Origin of the sequence: Acinetobacter modestus (assembly GCF_014636095.1) — a bacterium.
Taxonomy (GTDB): domain Bacteria; phylum Pseudomonadota; class Gammaproteobacteria; order Pseudomonadales; family Moraxellaceae; genus Acinetobacter; species Acinetobacter modestus.
In genome coordinates, this window is the sequence record NZ_BMDV01000002.1 from 36194 (window position 1) to 52770 (window position 16577).

Annotated in this window: 12 protein-coding genes and 1 pseudogene; 8 read left to right on the forward strand and 5 right to left on the reverse strand. The window is 35.1% G+C overall.

From position 1 onward, the window contains the following. Positions 1 to 57: 57 nt before the first annotated feature. The gene (mgtE, locus tag IEV17_RS04265; RefSeq protein ID WP_004660831.1) at positions 58 to 1395 is read left to right on the forward strand and encodes a magnesium transporter; all 1338 of its coding nucleotides are present in this window, start codon (positions 58 to 60) and stop codon (positions 1393 to 1395) included. Positions 1396 to 1473: 78 nt separating this feature from the next. Then, a complete protein-coding gene (locus IEV17_RS04270; protein ID WP_004660834.1) occupies positions 1474 to 2067 on the forward strand; it encodes a DUF4112 domain-containing protein in 594 nt (197 codons plus the stop codon). A gap of 57 nt (positions 2068 to 2124) precedes the next feature. Here IEV17_RS04270 and htpX read toward each other — a convergent pair whose 3' ends face one another. Together htpX and IEV17_RS04280 are read right to left on the reverse strand one after the other, a co-directional pair. Beyond that, complete coding sequence (gene htpX, locus IEV17_RS04275; protein WP_004660837.1) at positions 2125 to 3030, reverse strand: protease HtpX; 906 nt, start codon at positions 3028 to 3030, stop codon at positions 2125 to 2127. Positions 3031 to 3244: 214 nt separating this feature from the next. Then, entirely contained in the window at positions 3245 to 4105 is an 861-nt protein-coding gene (locus IEV17_RS04280) for a lytic transglycosylase domain-containing protein (RefSeq protein WP_004660839.1), read from the reverse strand. Positions 4106 to 4597: 492 nt separating this feature from the next. On the opposite strand from IEV17_RS04280, the gene ttcA reads away from it, so the two are divergent. Together ttcA and IEV17_RS04290 are read left to right on the forward strand one after the other, a co-directional pair. Next, on the forward strand, positions 4598 to 5503 hold the full coding sequence (gene ttcA, locus IEV17_RS04285; protein WP_004660841.1) for a tRNA 2-thiocytidine(32) synthetase TtcA: 906 nt from the start codon (positions 4598 to 4600) through the stop codon (positions 5501 to 5503). Between the two features lie 200 nt (positions 5504 to 5703). Further along, the gene (locus tag IEV17_RS04290) at positions 5704 to 6087 is read left to right on the forward strand and encodes an SCP2 sterol-binding domain-containing protein (protein WP_004660844.1); all 384 of its coding nucleotides are present in this window, start codon (positions 5704 to 5706) and stop codon (positions 6085 to 6087) included. A gap of 52 nt (positions 6088 to 6139) precedes the next feature. Here the strand turns inward: IEV17_RS04290 and IEV17_RS04295 are convergent, their stop codons facing one another. Next, positions 6140 to 7249, reverse strand: coding sequence for a transglycosylase SLT domain-containing protein (locus IEV17_RS04295; protein ID WP_004660845.1), 1110 nt, complete (start codon positions 7247 to 7249; stop codon positions 6140 to 6142). A gap of 371 nt (positions 7250 to 7620) precedes the next feature. On the opposite strand from IEV17_RS04295, the pseudogene IEV17_RS04300 reads away from it, so the two are divergent. The 4 genes and pseudogenes from IEV17_RS04300 to IEV17_RS04315 all read left to right on the forward strand — a co-directional run. Next, a pseudogene (locus IEV17_RS04300) lies at positions 7621 to 7761 on the forward strand (transcription elongation factor GreB); the annotation flags it as partial. A 184-nt stretch (positions 7762 to 7945) separates the two neighbouring features. Continuing rightward, a complete protein-coding gene (locus IEV17_RS04305; RefSeq protein WP_004660848.1) occupies positions 7946 to 9223 on the forward strand; it encodes a hypothetical protein in 1278 nt (425 codons plus the stop codon). Positions 9224 to 9309: 86 nt separating this feature from the next. Then, positions 9310 to 10854, forward strand: coding sequence for a site-specific DNA-methyltransferase (locus tag IEV17_RS04310; protein ID WP_004660851.1), 1545 nt, complete (start codon positions 9310 to 9312; stop codon positions 10852 to 10854). 9 nt (positions 10855 to 10863) lie between these two features. After that, complete coding sequence (locus tag IEV17_RS04315) at positions 10864 to 13551, forward strand: DEAD/DEAH box helicase (RefSeq protein ID WP_004660852.1); 2688 nt, start codon at positions 10864 to 10866, stop codon at positions 13549 to 13551. Positions 13552 to 13619: 68 nt separating this feature from the next. On the opposite strand, the gene IEV17_RS04320 is transcribed toward IEV17_RS04315, so the two are convergent. Both IEV17_RS04320 and IEV17_RS04325 read right to left on the reverse strand, forming a co-directional pair. Continuing rightward, the gene (locus IEV17_RS04320; RefSeq protein WP_004660854.1) at positions 13620 to 15296 is read right to left on the reverse strand and encodes an ATP-binding protein; all 1677 of its coding nucleotides are present in this window, start codon (positions 15294 to 15296) and stop codon (positions 13620 to 13622) included. Next, positions 15293 to 16513: a DUF4297 family anti-phage-associated protein gene (locus IEV17_RS04325; RefSeq protein ID WP_004660856.1), complete on the reverse strand. Its 1221-nt coding sequence runs from the start codon at positions 16511 to 16513 to the stop codon at positions 15293 to 15295. The genes IEV17_RS04320 and IEV17_RS04325 overlap by 4 nt, the downstream gene beginning before the upstream one ends. Between the last annotated feature and the right edge of the window lie 64 nt (positions 16514 to 16577).

Sequence of the window (16577 nt, forward strand, 5' to 3'; positions counted from 1 at the left end):
AAATAATTTGCTGCGTTTGACCCTTCATTGCAGATGATTTGTAGTGAAGAGGCAGAAATGAGCTACAATAACTTTTTATATTTATTAAGCGACGCACTCAAAAATAATCATATTGATCTTGCACTTGCATCAGTTAAAACTTTTCAAGCCATCGATATTGCAGATGTATTGACACAGCTTTCTGCTGAACAAAGTCAATTGCTGCTCACACATTTACCTGATCGTGCCTATGTCTTTTCCTATCTTCCTCCCAGTGAACAAGTCAAACTCGCCCAAGCCATGCCCAGAAATATTTTGGCTGAAATTATTGGCGAAATGTCCTCGGATAAACGTGCGGACGTGTTCAAATGCTTGGATCAAGAACAACAAAATGCGTTGTTGCCTGCTTTGGCGCAAGCAGAACGCGAAGATATACGTCAACTATCTTCCTATTTAGAGGGAACGGCAGGCTCAATCATGAGCTCGGAATATGCGACTTTAAAGCCGAATATGCTGGTCAATGATGCGATCAAAATGTTACGCCTAGAAGCACCTGATACCGAAATGATCTATTTCGCTTATGTACTGAATGAAGCGCGTAAGATTTTGGGCGTATTGTCTTTAAAGCAGTTAATTTTGGCACCTGAAGATCAAAATATTAATGAGTTGATGGAGACCAATGTCTTAACCGCTTATGTGGATACCGACCAAGATGAGGTCGCAAAAACCATTGCTCGTTATGACTTACTTGCATTGCCGATTATTGATCATCATCAGATGATGGTCGGGATCGTGACCTACGATGATGCGATGGATGTAGCCAGTGAAGAAGCAACCGAAGACTTCTTAAAAGTCGGTGCGGTCAATGCATCTTCTAAACTCAGTATCAAGTCTGCCCCCATTTTGCAACTTTACCAGAAACGAGTGTTTTGGTTAGTATTTCTCGTGTTTGGTAGCTTGTTATCAGGGATTGGTATTGCTCATTATGAAGATGTGATTGCGAAAAATCTTGTCTTAGTATTCTTTTTACCACTATTGGTGGGAAGTGGAGGCAATGCTGGTTCTCAGTCTTCAACACTTATGGTACGTGCTTTAGCGACAGGTGATGTGCAATTTAAAGACTGGTTCCATCTGCTCGGACGGGAAAGCTTGGTCGCTTTATGCTTAGGGGGAACTATGGCGGTTGCCGTGTCATTGCTGGGTTATTTCCGTGGCGATGAGATGGTAGCTTTAGTTTTGGCGCTGAGTATGATGGGAATTGTACTCATGGGGTGTCTAATTGGTATGAGCTTACCATTTATTTTAAATAAGGCTGGACTTGACCCTGCCAGTGCTTCGGCACCCTTGGTCACTTCAATTTGTGATGCAACTGGAGTGTTGGTGTATCTATTTATCGCCTCAATGATTTTATTCTGATTGGTAATAATAATTGTACCGACAAAACGGAAAATCTGCTTTATTCTCAAGCATAAACATGGTTTTTAGGTTGAGTGAATGATTGCTCCAACAGAACAAAAAAAATTAACTCAGCAGCAAGCGATTGCTGTTGAACGTGATTTAGCAAAATTTGCCAATACCATGGACAGTTTGGTTCGGATTCCTTTTACCAAACAGGGAGTCGGGGCAGATGCTGCATTGAGTACCATTCCCTTTGCGGGCGATATAGCAGGTTTTGTTTTAACACTATATGCTTTTAAAAAAGCCAGAGAAGTGGGCGTACCACAGCATAAATTGAAGGGTGTGGTTAAACTGGCAATTATGGATATGTTGGTGGGTTTTGTACCGATTGTCGGTACCTTATTTGACGTATTTATTCGTCCAAGTCGTAAGACACTGGAAATTGTACATGACCATATCCGTGAGGAATATCAAGTGCACAGTGATATTCATGTGGTGCATCCATTCTTGCATGAATCCCTAGAACAAAAGCAGAAAACTTCAGCTTTCTGGCGTAATCCGATTGTGAGTTGGATTTGGTTACGTATCCCAGATTTATTGGGTATTGCCGTACTAATTTTATTGGTTGTTGCAGTTTGGGCAGGTTTTAGTTATCTGTGGCAGTTTTATCAATCTTTTCAAACACACTAGATTTTAAGCAAAAATAAAGCCTCCATAACGGAGGCTTTATCATTTATCTGATACTGATTATTGAACATTTAATTGCTGTAAAGCGGCAACACGTTGTTCAATGGTTGGGTGAGTTTGGAATAAAGCCGCTAAGCTAAAGCCTTGTTCCTTACCTTCCGCAATTGCAAATGCTTTCATTTCTTTTGGCATTTGATCTGGCATTTCTGATTCTGCTTGTAAACGAAGTAGAGCAGAAATCATTGCTTGTTTGCCTGCTAAACGTGCACCAGCTTCGTCTGCGCGATATTCACGTTGACGAGAGAACCACATTACAATCGCAGAGGCCAAAATACCAAATACGATGTCGAGTACAATCGTAATAGCAAAATAAGCAAGACCAGGTGCTTCACCATCTTCACGACCGAACACATTACGGTCAATAAAGTCACCTGCAATACGTGCAAAGAACATCACGAAGGCGTTCACTACACCTTGAATTAATGCAAGGGTTACCATGTCGCCGTTGGCAACGTGACCGATTTCGTGCGCAAGTACAGCACGAAGTTCATCTTTGTTCATACGCTCAAGTAAGCCTGTCGAGACAGAGACTAAAGCATCATTTTTATTCCAACCTGTCGCAAATGCATTGGATTGGTAAGAAGGGAAAATACCAACTTCAGGCATTTTAATACCTGCACGTTGAGAAAGTTGTGCCACTTCTTGTAGTAACCAAGCTTCTGCTTGACTACGAGGAGCATTTGGGTCAATTAATTCAGTTCCAGTGGTTTTTTTCGCCATCCACTTCGACATGAATAAGGAAATTAAAGAACCCACCATACCAAAGACAAAACAGACGACTAAAAGGTTGCCTAGATTCAAGCCACCCGCGCCATGGTAACTACCGACACCGAAGAGTGACAAGATAATGCCAGCTACAACCAGTACCGCGAGGTTGGTCAGCAAGAACAAACCAATCCGCATCATTGAGAAAATCCTCTTATAAATAAAAACTGATCTGATTTATAAATTATAAATCATAACGCTAATATGCAGGGCGAACCCTAAAAATTCAAGCAAAAAATGAGCGTAGATACATTAAGCTAATAAAACAATAGAAGTGTTTTAAGAAGGGGGAAACGACTAATTTATTTGAAAAAAACAAATAAAATCATGATGTGAGAATAAGTGATGTCTTTGTTTAATCACTTACTCGGATTCGTGCAGATGCAGTTGCATTGGCTGTGGTATATGTGCCTGGTGCATCTGTAAAAGTACCATCGGCCAATGTGATAATTTGACGGCTATATTGTTTAGGTGCGGACACTGCTTCTGAATTTGAAGATGTATAATTTGCCGATTGAGCAATCACTTGAGTATTTGCATTATTAGAACTCGAAGTTGAACTTAGACCTGATGAATAGAGATTTTGAAAACGACTTGTGACACGACGGACATAATCTTGTGTTTCACGAAATGGCGGTATTCCACCATATTTATCAATATTGCCTTCACCAGCGTTATAAGCAGCAATAGCAAGTTGCGTATTGCCATTAAAACGTTTTAACAACCAACTTAGATATCTAGCACCACCAAAAATATTTTGTTGAGGGTCGTAAGCATTACTTACGTTAAAACGCCGTGCAGTTGCAGGCATCAGTTGCATTAATCCTTGAGCACCTACAGGCGAGCGAGCATTAATATTAAAACCTGACTCAGTATGCATAACGGCTTTAATAAGACCTTCTGAGACGCCATGCTGTTGCGCTGCTTGACGGATCATCTGATCAAAAGCATTTTTATTACGACTATAACTTGGTAGAACAGAGGCTTCACTTGACCCCCAGTTACTATAGCTGTGAATATTGCTATCAGGATAATAGGTCGCTTTAATCACTTTTAGGTGATTGTATTCAGCTTTCTTTTTATTGGTAAGTAAAGTTGTACCATTATCATCTTTAAATTGATAAATGGTTTGACCAGCATAACTAGATACTGTCGTATTTAAAAAACCGATTGTCCCCAAAAAAAGGACGAAAATATATTTTGTTTTGTCCATCATTATAATATTCACAAAAGATGAGCATGAGTTCTTCACAGCAGTGTAACAAAAAAAAGCATAAAAAAAACTTTAGCTACAATTTTTTTATTTCCACTGTCTTACAAAAAGCAAGTCGATTTGTGCGAATGTTCAGCAAAAAAAATTAAATTATTTTTTTTAAAATCTAAGTCTTGACATATTTAAAGCATTGTTTTTATTAAATAAAAATCATTGGTTAAAAAATGATCAATTTGATTGTAAGCCTTGTTCTCACATAAAAATACTTTGTCAATAGCGAAGAAATCCACAATTTTATCCACAGCTTTTGTGGAAAACTGTGGAAAAGTTTGAAATATAAGCAATCCAGACCGTTTTGACATAATTTGGTCAGAATTTTACCAGTATGAAACTGAAATATGACGATTGCACGAAATTGAAAAATTCTTTAGGTGCGCATCTTTTCGGAATCGGATAAAATCTTGCGGTATTTTTGTTTATGAGTAAATCACGTCTATGTACGCGCCAGTGGAGTCCAACCAAGGATTTAATTTTAAGCCTGAGCTTCCGACGAGTTCGGCATATTATCGCCTGTTGAAAAAGCTTCGTCGTCAAGTAGGGCATGCAATTCGTGATTACAACATGATCGAAGATGGCGACAAAGTCATGGTCTGTGTGTCTGGTGGTAAAGACAGTTACACGTTGCTTGATATTTTATTGCAGTTTAAACGTATCGCGCCGATTAACTTTGATGTTGTGGCTGTGAATCTTGATCAAAAACAACCAGGGTTCCCTGAAGATGTTTTACCACGTTATATGGAAGAAAATAACATTCCATATTACATTCTTGAAAAAGACACTTATACGATTACTAAACGCCTAACGCCTGAAGGTAAAACCTACTGTGCGGTATGTTCACGCCTACGCCGTGGTTCGTTATATGGCTTCGCACAAGAAATCGGTGCAACCAAAGTTGCATTAGGTCATCATCGCGATGACATTATGGCGACTTTCTTTTTAAATTTATTCCATGGCGGTAGCTTAAAGGCAATGCCACCAAAACTTCTTTCTTCAGATAAAAAGAATATCTTGATTCGTCCTTTGGCTTATGTCGAAGAAAAAGACATTATTAAATATGCTGATCTACGAAAGTTCCCAATCATTCCATGTAACTTATGTGGTTCACAAGAAAACTTACAACGTGCAATTATTAATGACATGCTACGTGAATGGGATAAACAACATCCAAAACGTTTACATAGCATCTTTGGTGCCTTACAGAATGTATCGCCTTCACAATTGGCTGACCGTGAATTGTTTGATTTCGAAGCCTTAGATGGGCAACGCGAATTTGATATGAAAGACCCTGAAGAGATGAAAAATCGTCTTGATGTGGTGAACTTGAGTTTTGCTGCTGAATAAAATGTAAAACTTTTTGAAAAGACACTTATTTAAGTGTCTTTTTTTTTATAAAAAAGAGCTAAAAAGTGAATTCTTCGTACAAAAAGCCATAGCCTAAAATAAAAATTACGTGCTATAACAGGGCACAAGCAAATTGCTTCATTTAATGTTATCTGGATAGATGACACAAGAAATTGAACAAATATATTTGAGGAATAATCATGGCTGCATTTTTAACTGATGATTGGTTTGCAACTGTTGAAAAACTTACTGCTGAAGCGGGTGATTTAAATTTACCACCAGCACTTGCGAATTTAGCGATTAACTTAGTTGTAACAGATGCAGCTGGTAATACCGAATTGGCTTTAGATGCTGGTAAAATCCAAAAAGGTTTGTCTGCAAATGCTAAAACAACTTTAAACATGGATGCTGAAACATTACGTAAAGTATTCTTAGAGTTTGATATGGCTGCTGCGATGCAAGCATTTATGACTGGTAAGATCAAAGTACAAGGCGATATGTCTCAACTTATGGCTTTACAAACAGCCAAGCCAAGCCAAGAACAAAAAGATTTATTCAAGAAAGTACTTGAGCAAACTGCTTAAGTCTTTTTGTCATAAAAAAGCTTACCGAGAGGTAAGCTTTTTTATTTTCAACTTAGACATCAATACGACTGTTGGTCTTTAAATGTTCTAAGTAAGTTCGAATACGTGTCACGTATTGAACTGCTTGTTTATATCGACCATTTCGCGCTTGGTTACGCTGTAAATAATCATATAAATTTACCCATTGATTTGGGTTTTTCCCTTGGTTTTTGATTCGGTTTTGAATCTGATTGACTGCACCTGGTCCCATGTTATAGGCGACCAAAGCATACCAATTACGGTCTGGATAAGGTACATTCGAAAATTGATCTAGCATCAGATCAAAATATTTCGCACCACCTTGAATACTTTGTATTGGATCAGATCGGTTGCTCACACCCATTGCTTGAGCGGTGCTATTGGTCAACATCATCAAACCACGCACGCCAGTGGGAGAGACTGAAGTGGGTTTCAGATAAGATTCTTGATAGCCAATAGCAGCGAGCAAATGCCAATCTAAATTATACTTAGAGGCACTTTGTTTAAAGCTTGCTTTATAAATTGGCAAACGCTGATTCAGGTCTTTTTGAATCGTAGACCATGCTTCAGGTTTAACCACATTGCGATTATAAAAGGAAGCAAGTTGTTGGGTTGTACCAAGCTGTTTGCTTTGACAAACAAATCCACTGGCAGTGAGCGTTAACGGATCATCAGCTTGCTTAAGTACCCAATTGAGTTGAGGATTTAATCCATTTTTACTTAAAGTAGCTTGATCACCACAACTTGCAGAAAAAGAGACAAGTTGTTTACTTTCAATGGCTGCTAAATTTGCAGTTGTCATAGCAAGATTAGCTTTACCTTGAGCAATCCACTTTAACGCAGTTGCATTATCAGGAACCGTTTTAAAATCGAGTTTGACATTTAAACTCTGGGCATAATTTCGTGCTAAATCATAGCCAAAACCATGCAAAAATTGCCCGTCTTTAAATACAGTTGTTGGGTTTTCAACAGCAACTACCGTTAATGTATTGGTTGTTACAACTGTATTGTATTGATGTGATTTTTCTGCGTTCAAACTATTAAATGGAAGGATTGCAATTCCTAATACCATCGTTTGAAATGAAAGTTTAGAAGATAAAGAGTTAAGGCTAGGCCTCGACCCAGAACTTGAATTACTGTGCATGTTGTCTCCGCTACAGGTAATTTATGCCCAAAAAGTTCAGCAAAACAAAGCTTTAACTTTTAAAAGTTGATAAATTCAATAAGGGTGGGCAAGTCATGACGCCATTCAAAATGACATAGGATTAATGGGAGAAATGATGTTCGTGTTACACATCATTCACAAAGTGTACAAAAATTAAACAAAACCAACTTAGGGGCGCATATTAAGCGCCGAAAAAAGGATTGTCAAATTTTGATCAATAAAAAAATGAGAAATACCCCACAAATGCATGATTTGAAAAAGAATAAAATTTATACACTGTTGTCATGCTAAAATAAGGAATACAATGCAAAAACTTGTAAATAGAATGTTGTTTTAACGTATTTGAACCCATGAAATCGAACTTAATTACGCGAACTGGACATGATTTATTGGTTGCTGAGTTGAAAAGACTATGGCATGACGAACGCCCAGAAATTACTAAAAAAGTAAATTGGGCTGCAAGTTTAGGAGATCGTTCAGAAAATGCAGATTTGTTTAAATAACCCTATATTTCATACTAAAATATTAATTGTTAATAAAAAACAAAAACTTATAAATAGTATGTATACTATTTAGTTGTACTATTATACTTCAGTTACAATTCAATAATGGATCTAGAGTTTAACTAGTTGAAAAATAGAATACTTTAAGAAATTATTGATAAAATTTTCCACAATGACTAAACAAAATATCTTAATACACGTTATAGATGATGAATCAAAAACTTATGATTTACTTATTAAGGATTATTGGGCATTAAGTTGGGAAACACATGATTTTGAATATTCATTAAAAAATCTTGTAAAAAAACATGGATTCAATAATATTTCTAACTTAGAAGCTATCATTGCTAAATTTAGTTTTGTTACATCTACTATTGAAAATTCAAATTGTCTTAGTTGTAATCAAAAAATTAAGGCTAGATCACGTATGGAGTTAAAAAAGCTTTTTCAAGATGAATTAAGTTGCCAAAATTGTTTAAGTAAAGATATAAATAACCAAGCTGAAGTAATTATAGAAAAAATTGAATCAGTTATAAAAGATGACTATTCATTTTTATTTATGAAAAATTCATTTAATTTAACTTATTTAGAAAAAATTTATTTGTATCTAATTGCTCTTAAATGCCAAGTAAATCAGTATGGTAAATTGGATAAAGAAATTTGGAAAGATATGTTTATTACTGAAAGAGCTAATCAGAACTTCTTAATTAAGTCATTGTATAAAAAAAGAGTCATTTTTAATAGTAAAAAAACAGATGAAATTATTGGGGTATTTAATGATACAAATAAATTTTTTTATAAAAACTCACATTTAATACGTGCTGAACTAGCCAGTAGATATAAAAAATACAAGTATATTTTTTTTGATGGGAACACCTTTTTAAATTTAGATCTAATTAGTGGAAGTTTTAACCAAATGTTGGAAGAATTAAGTATAGAATTAGACTATTATGAACTGGATTATTTAGATGTTAAAGAAATTAGAGAGTTTGTTATCGAGCAAAAGAAAATTGATGCATATGAGTTAATTTTAAATATACAAAAATATAAACCCATCCCAATTGAAAAATCTATTGAATTGGATCACGTAATTATTGAGTTAGTTGAAAAGTATAATCTCTTAGTTGTAAATAGTATGTTAAGTTATCATGCGGATAAAGTTGCTTCAAATTTGTATAGCTTAGAGCATGGAGAAAGAAAAGATAGATATTATTCTGTGAATAAGATGTTTATCGCGAGGATCACATCTTACTTAGAACATTGTAAGTTAAATAATAAAGTTCCATCTCATACACGAAATATTGGATTTAATTGGAGTTATACTTGCTTAGAGTACTTTGTTTGTAAAAGTATAATAAATGATGGACTCTCTTGGACTACTTTTAGTGGTGATGAGTTAATACATAAGTGGTTAAATAGTGATAAAGTAACGATAAAACCTGATTTTTAATTTTTAGCAGTAAAAAATCTAATCAACATTTAAAGGCTAGTTTTTGATAAAATAAAGTCAATTTTTATCTTACATTCAGTGATGTCATGCCTTTACTTGATTGGGTCAATCGAAACCAAGCTGAAGAAACAGCAACCCAAGTTCCATATCACCTTTTAAAATTCGAAAAATCATATGGTGATGTCGAACAAGCAAAAGAAAACCTGATTATTCAAGGTGATAATTTACAGGCATTGAAAGCCTTGTTACCACTTTATGGTGGTCGGGTGAAATGTATTTTTATTGATCCACCATACAATACACAAACCGCTTTTGAGCATTATGACGATAAGTTAGAGCATGCCCAATGGCTTTCGATGATGTATCCACGCTTACAACTATTAAAAGAGCTTTTGACTGAAGATGGTTCGATTTGGATTACACTTGATGATAATGAAGCTCATTATTTAAAAGTTTTATGTGATGAGATTTTTGGTCGTAAAAATTTTGTAGCAAATATAGTTTGGCAGAAAAGATATTCTAGAGAAAATCGCGAAGCAATCGGTGACGCACATGATCATTTGCTTGTCTATGCAAAAAATATAATGAGCTTTAAGCAAGTTCGAAATCTCGTTCCAATGAATGAAACACAAGCAAAAGTATATAAAAATCCAAATAATGATCCAAAAGGTAGATGGCGTGGTATTCCAATGACGGCTCAAGCTGGTCATGCTACACCTGAACAATTTTATGAAGTTGTAAGTCCATCTGGAAAGACATTTACACCTCCTGAAGGGCGTTGTTGGGGGGTTTCAAGAGCTACATTCGATAGATTATTAGAAGAGGGACGAATATATTTTGGTAAAAATAGTGATTCTCAGCCAAATATTATTCGTTATTTATCTGAGGTTAAGGGTGTAGTTCCATGGACTTGGTGGAATCATGATGACCATGGTCATACTGATGAAGCAAAAAAAGAGAGCCAATTTTTATTTGGAAAGGATGAAACTTTTTCTAGCCCTAAACCAGAACGATTGATGGAAAAAGTTATTCATATTGCATCAAATCAAGGTGATATTGTTCTTGACTCTTTCCTTGGTTCGGCAACAACTGTAGCTGTAGCCCACAAGATGGGAAGACATTATATCGGTATCGAAATGGGTGAGCATGCAAAAACCCATGTGATCCCACGTCTTGAAAAAGTCATTGACGGTGAACAAGGTGGTATTTCCAAAGCTGTTAATTGGCAAGGTGGTGGTGGTTTTAGCTTCTATACTTTAGGTAGCCCTGTTTTCGATGATAACGGTTTCTTAAATGCCGATGTGAAGTTTAAAGACCTTGCTAGTTATGTATGGTGGTTAGAAACAAAATTTGCATTAAACCAAACTGAAAATTTTGATAATCCATTCTTAGGTATTCATGAAGGTACAGCCTACTATTTGCTGTATAACGGTATTTTAGGTGATCGACGACCAAATGGTGGAAATGTCCTTACGTCATCTGTATTGAATCATTTGAATGAATGTCATGCCCATGATGGTAAACGAATCGTGATTGGCGAAGCCTCCCGTTTAAGTCCTGCTCGATTGGAAGCATTGAATATCGAGTTTAAACAAATTCCATATTCACTCTATGGCAATAAGGCTAAGTAAGGATTATTCATGTCACTTCAATTAAAAAATTATCAACATCAGTCTTTACAAGCTTTAGAGCAATTTTTTACCTTAGCTGCATCATTTGGGGCAGAAAGAGCTTTTAAGCGGTGTGTTGGTGAGCATATTGCTTATAGCGACCGATTAGATGGTATTCCAAGTGTTTGTTTGCGTGTGCCAACTGGTGGCGGTAAAACCTTGCTTGCAGCGCATAGTATCCCTATTGCAGCACAGAACTATGTGAATACAGATAGCCCAATTGTGTTATGGCTTGTGCCAACAGACATGATCCGTCAGCAAACTTTGGCTGCACTCTCGAATGTGCAACATCCGTATCGCCAAGCCTTGCAAAGTCATTATGGCGACCGATTAAAAGTTTGTGATATTGAAAGCCTGCAAACACTAAACAAACATGATGTGGGTCAATCGTGCATTGTGATTGTGACTACGATTCAAATTTTTAACATTGATAAAGAAAAAACTTTCCAGCGCAATGCCTATGCGTTTGATGAATCATTAAGTGAACATTTTACCAAACTGAACCCTGCAAAAATTGAAAATATGGATAGGGTCACAGCAGACACATTGCAATACCAAAAGTTTTTGACTGAAAAAGACATTGGTCGTGTAAAACATTCACTGGTCAATTTTTTTCATTTGCATCGACCGATTATTATTGTGGATGAGGCACATAAAAACAGAGGCGGCAAAACCTTTTTTCCAACGCTACAACGCTTGAATCCAAGTTGTTTAGTAGAGCTGACAGCAACCCCAAAAGACAATAATGTACTGTATTCCGTTTCCGCAGCGGAATTAAAAGCAGCTGAAATGATTAAATTGCCTGTGGTACTGACAGAGCACCCGCATAGTTGGCAAGATTGTGTTCGAGATGCACTGATCCAGCGTGAAAAATTGGAGTTGCTTGCACAGAAAGAACATGAGTACATTCGACCGATTTTGCTCATACAGGCACAAGATAAAAATGGTGAAGCCAATGTTGAAGTGGTAAAGCAACATTTGCTAAATGACTATGAAAATATCTCCGAAGATTGGATCGCAATTTCGACAGGTCAGACCAAAGAATTGGATGATCAGAATTTGTTTAGTCCTGATTGTAAAATCAAGATTGTGATAACCGTTGAAGCGTTAAAAGAGGGTTGGGATTGTTCATTTGCCTATGTTTTGGCGAGTCTACAAAACATTAATTCGGCAACAGATGTTGAACAATTGCTGGGTCGTGTATTGCGGATGCCTTATGCTAAATTACGCCAAAATGACGAACTCAACAAAGCCTATGCCCATGTGATTTCTAGTTCTATTGCACAAGCCACAGCCACCCTAAAAGACCGTATGGTTGCAAATATGGGCTTTAACAAATGGGAAGCTGACACCGCAATTGTAGCAAATCCACAGCAGCAATTTGATTTAGAACAAACGGGTGGGGAAATAACAAAGCCCAAAACACCTGAAGTGCTGATTTCTGTGCCATTTGCATTGAAACAAGACGATTTACCCAATGACGTGAAAGCAGCAGTTCAAGCGAGAGAAACCAGTCAAGGTACGGCTTTAATTATCAATAAAGGTACGTCAGACGAAGAATTTGATCGAATTGAACAAGCCATTATTGAGCAAGCTACGCCTAAACAAAAAACGCATGTGCAAGAAGTATTTAAAGATGCTCGTGCTGAACGACAAGCCTATCAAGCACCTGAAAACTGGGATGCGACATTTGCCTTAATTCCACAGCTCGGTTTATTTGTTGATGGTGTGTGGCAAGTTGCAGATAAAGAAACGATTGAAGATTCTGTTGAATGGGACTTGCTGGATTATCCTGTTCAATTGGACGGTTTTAATATCAAAGAAACTGTAAATAGCTTTGAGATTGACCTTAATCTTCAAGATCAACAATTAAGTTACGAACATCTAAACAGTCAGCAAATCCAATTTGCAGATATGCCAACACCAATTACTGAAAATGATTTGCTCAATTGGCTTGATCGTAAAACAAGACGACAGGGTGTTACGCAAATTCAATTGCGAGCTTATTTGACTAAGCTGATCAGCTATTTATTGAATGTGCGTAATTTTACTTTGACTCAATTGCATCGTGCACAGTTCCAGTTGGCTTTAGCTGTGTCCAATGAATTAGATCGTTTATTTGAGCTTGCACGTAAAAAAGCATTCCAAGGTGATTTATTCAGTCAGTTACAAGTCAGCCATGACTCTAAACTTGAAAATAATTTTGAGTTTAAACGAGGTGTTTATCCAGTCCGAATGCCTTATCGTGGAAGCTATAAATTTAAAAAGCATTTTTATGTTGCAATCGATGATTTAAGAGAAAAGACCGATTCAGGCAAGATTTCAGAAGAATTTCAATGCGCCCAGCTATTAGATCTACACCCTAAAGTTAAATATTGGGTGCGTAATATTCCTAAACAGCCACATACTTCATTTTGGTTACCAACAGAGAAAGATTATTTTTATCCTGACTTCGTTGCCGAATTAGTGGATGGTTCGATTTTTGTTTTGGAATACAAAGGTGGGCATTTAGATACGGCTGATGATGCTCGTGTGAAAAATGCTATTGGTAAGCAATGGGCTAAAGACAGCAATGGTAACCGTCTCTTCTTGATGGCGAAAAAGCAAGATGAATTTGGACGTAGTTTGGACGAGCAGATTAATACAGTTTTGCTTTGAAATTAAAAAATTATTTTTAATTGACTAAGAGAAAATAATTTATTCACTCTTAGTCAAGATAATCTAAATTATTTGTGCCATTCAGCTTTTATTTTAGATAAATCTATATCTTTCCATTTATTTTTCCATAGTTCCCAATACGGGATATCATTTGATGATGGAGCAATAGAGCATGGTTCGATCTGAACAATAGATGGAAGAATTATAGATTCACCAACTAAGAGAGCCTCACCTTGTTTAAATGAAGTCATTTTATCAATTAATGAACCTAAAGAGTCTGGTAATAGTTTTCTGACATAGGCTTGATCGACAGGATTAGTAAGTCTCATCGCTATGAAGTTATTGCATTGTGCAAAAATAGTTTCAGAAATTTCAGAAGGTCGCTGACTCGCTAACAGCAGAGTGACACCATATTTTCGTCCTTCTTTGGCGATTCTTTCAATTGACATTTTTGAAGATCTATATTTTGATAAATCACTATTAGGCACATATTTATGTGCCTCCTCATATACTAGTAGAATAGGTGCATCATTATTAATTTTTTCATCAGGATTATCTAAGCAACGTAATTTTTTGTATATATAACCATATTCAAAGACTAATCTTGATATTAGAGATACTGTTATACTCAATACTTCAAAAGGAACACCACTAAGGTCAATAACAGTGATATTTGATTCTTTATTTGGGGTGAAACCTAAAAGAGATTGTAAGGTTTCTTCAAATGTAATATTTTTAGATTTATCCCCAAGGAAAAAATCTAGTCTTTTATCATTAATTTTATTTTCGAGTCGATTAATAAAATTTGTTAATTTGCCATACAGACTACCTTGATTAAGTTTAGGTTGTCCTTTTTTCTCACCTGAAGCATAAGTATCGCCAGTATCAATTTGTTCAGTATTTTTAAATTTAGCAAAATTTAAAACCTCATTAATATCAAATGGTATTGGAGAATCAAGATGAATTCTTTGTTTATCTTGCTCTTCACCAGTAAACTTTTGTTTTCTATCTAATATTATAGATTCTTTGAAAATATTACGTTGATTATGATCATTAGCTTCTGTATCTAGGAAAAATTCTTCTAATTCTTCACTATTTAACATCCAATATGGAAGAGTTAAATTCGAAATATCAATGTAACTTGCATTAGGAAAAGCCATTTTATATTCAGAATGAATATCAAAGACGATAACGTGAGAATTATTTAAATGAAAATTCTCATTTTTCTCAGAGGTCGCCTTTTGGATAATTTTTGCTAGAGTATGAGATTTTCCTGAACCAGTTGAACCAACTATAGCAATATGTTTATTAAAAAACTTGTTCCCATTAATTGGTACAGCGACCTCTGTATTTGAAGAAAGATTTGAAAAAGTAAAGCTTTCTGCTGAATTAACTGTATCCTCATATATCTTTTTTATGTCTTCTATAGTTGCTGGAACTACTTCTTTTGGAGGAATAGCTAATGAATCACCTCCACGTTCAAATTTTCCATTTCTAAGCACCCCTAAAGGAAATGCTTCAATGATATAGTTTTGTACACCTTCGCCTACAGAAATTTGAAAATTTTCAATTACAGCTATTAAAACTGCATTTTCATTATCTGCAATTTTTAAATATGAACCAACTTTTAATGACTCTTCAGCAATTTTAAAATTCTCTAAATCTTCGACAACGATTTTTACTTTATCGGGGAATACAGCTATGACTTGAGCATTTATTTTTTCATCTGGATTCGAAACAATCATATGATTTCCTTAATATCTGTAATATGTTCAATTTGAATGTTGTGTATTCCAATTGAAGGGTTTGAGCATTCAAAGTAAGGAGACGTGATAAAAAATTGATAAACTTTCTTAGTTTTAGTAGGAATAGAATTAAGGGTCAGTTCCAAATTTGTCAACATATTTAATATTTTAATCTTAATTTGATTTTGGTAAGTTGCTGCTTGTACAATTGAAGTTGGATTAAATTCAGCTCCTTGGAAATCATGACCATCAATAAATTTATATCTTTCTCTGAATAACTCTGTTTTAATCTCGATTAATTCAGAATAATCTATTCCATGAATTAAGATGTAAGGACAAAAAGAAATTGTTCCATATTTTGAAATTTTTGACCACTTTTTAGAAATGATAAAAATTAATTCTTTGAGTTCATTTCGAAAATAAGTACTTTGATCTATTTCTATTAAAAAGAATCTTTCAAATGGTTCAATATTCAAGAATGTAAAGTATTCTTGTTTAAGGTTTTTAAAATGTGATTTCTTTCCCTTTATTTTTATAAACCATTCATTAAAAAGAATATTGGAATTATTTACTTTTTCTAAGAATGTTTTTTTAGTAATCATCCTATCTTTCTTAATTGAATTAATTGATAAATCTTTAATAATTCGCAAGGAATTATTGTAATAAAATGATTCTGCTGAATATCTTGTTGAATTAAAGTGTGTGCACAGTGAATCTATTAATTGATTGTATTGTATTGTATATTCTGGGGAGTTAATATTAATATTTAAGCATGATAAAAAATCTTCAAGCTCAGTATCTGATAATCCAAGTTCAATATGATGTTCATGTTTAACTTTTTCTACAGTATAAGTTAAAAAATGTTTTTTTAGGAAATCTATGTCTAACTCATTAGGCAACTTCTCATGACCAGATTTATAATGTCCATTGATTTGATAATTTATTTTTTGTTTTTCTCCTTTAGTTACTTTTTTATAATGATTAAGCATGTGCTTTACAGCATCTTTAATCACTGAATGATTGTATTCTGTCTTAGCATAATATTTACACTGTATAGCTGAGACCTCAGTAGCTGTTTTTATATCTATATCCTCAAGACATTCTATAGCCACGCTATCCTCAGGTGATTCAAGACTCAATAATTTAAGAATGGATTGATCAAATTGATAAAAATAACCCTTTAGTGTGTCAACAGCACTTCTATCTGAATCAGACATAGCAAATTATTTAAATGTTATAAGTATGTTTTTTTATACTAGATTTATTTTGAAAAAACAAACT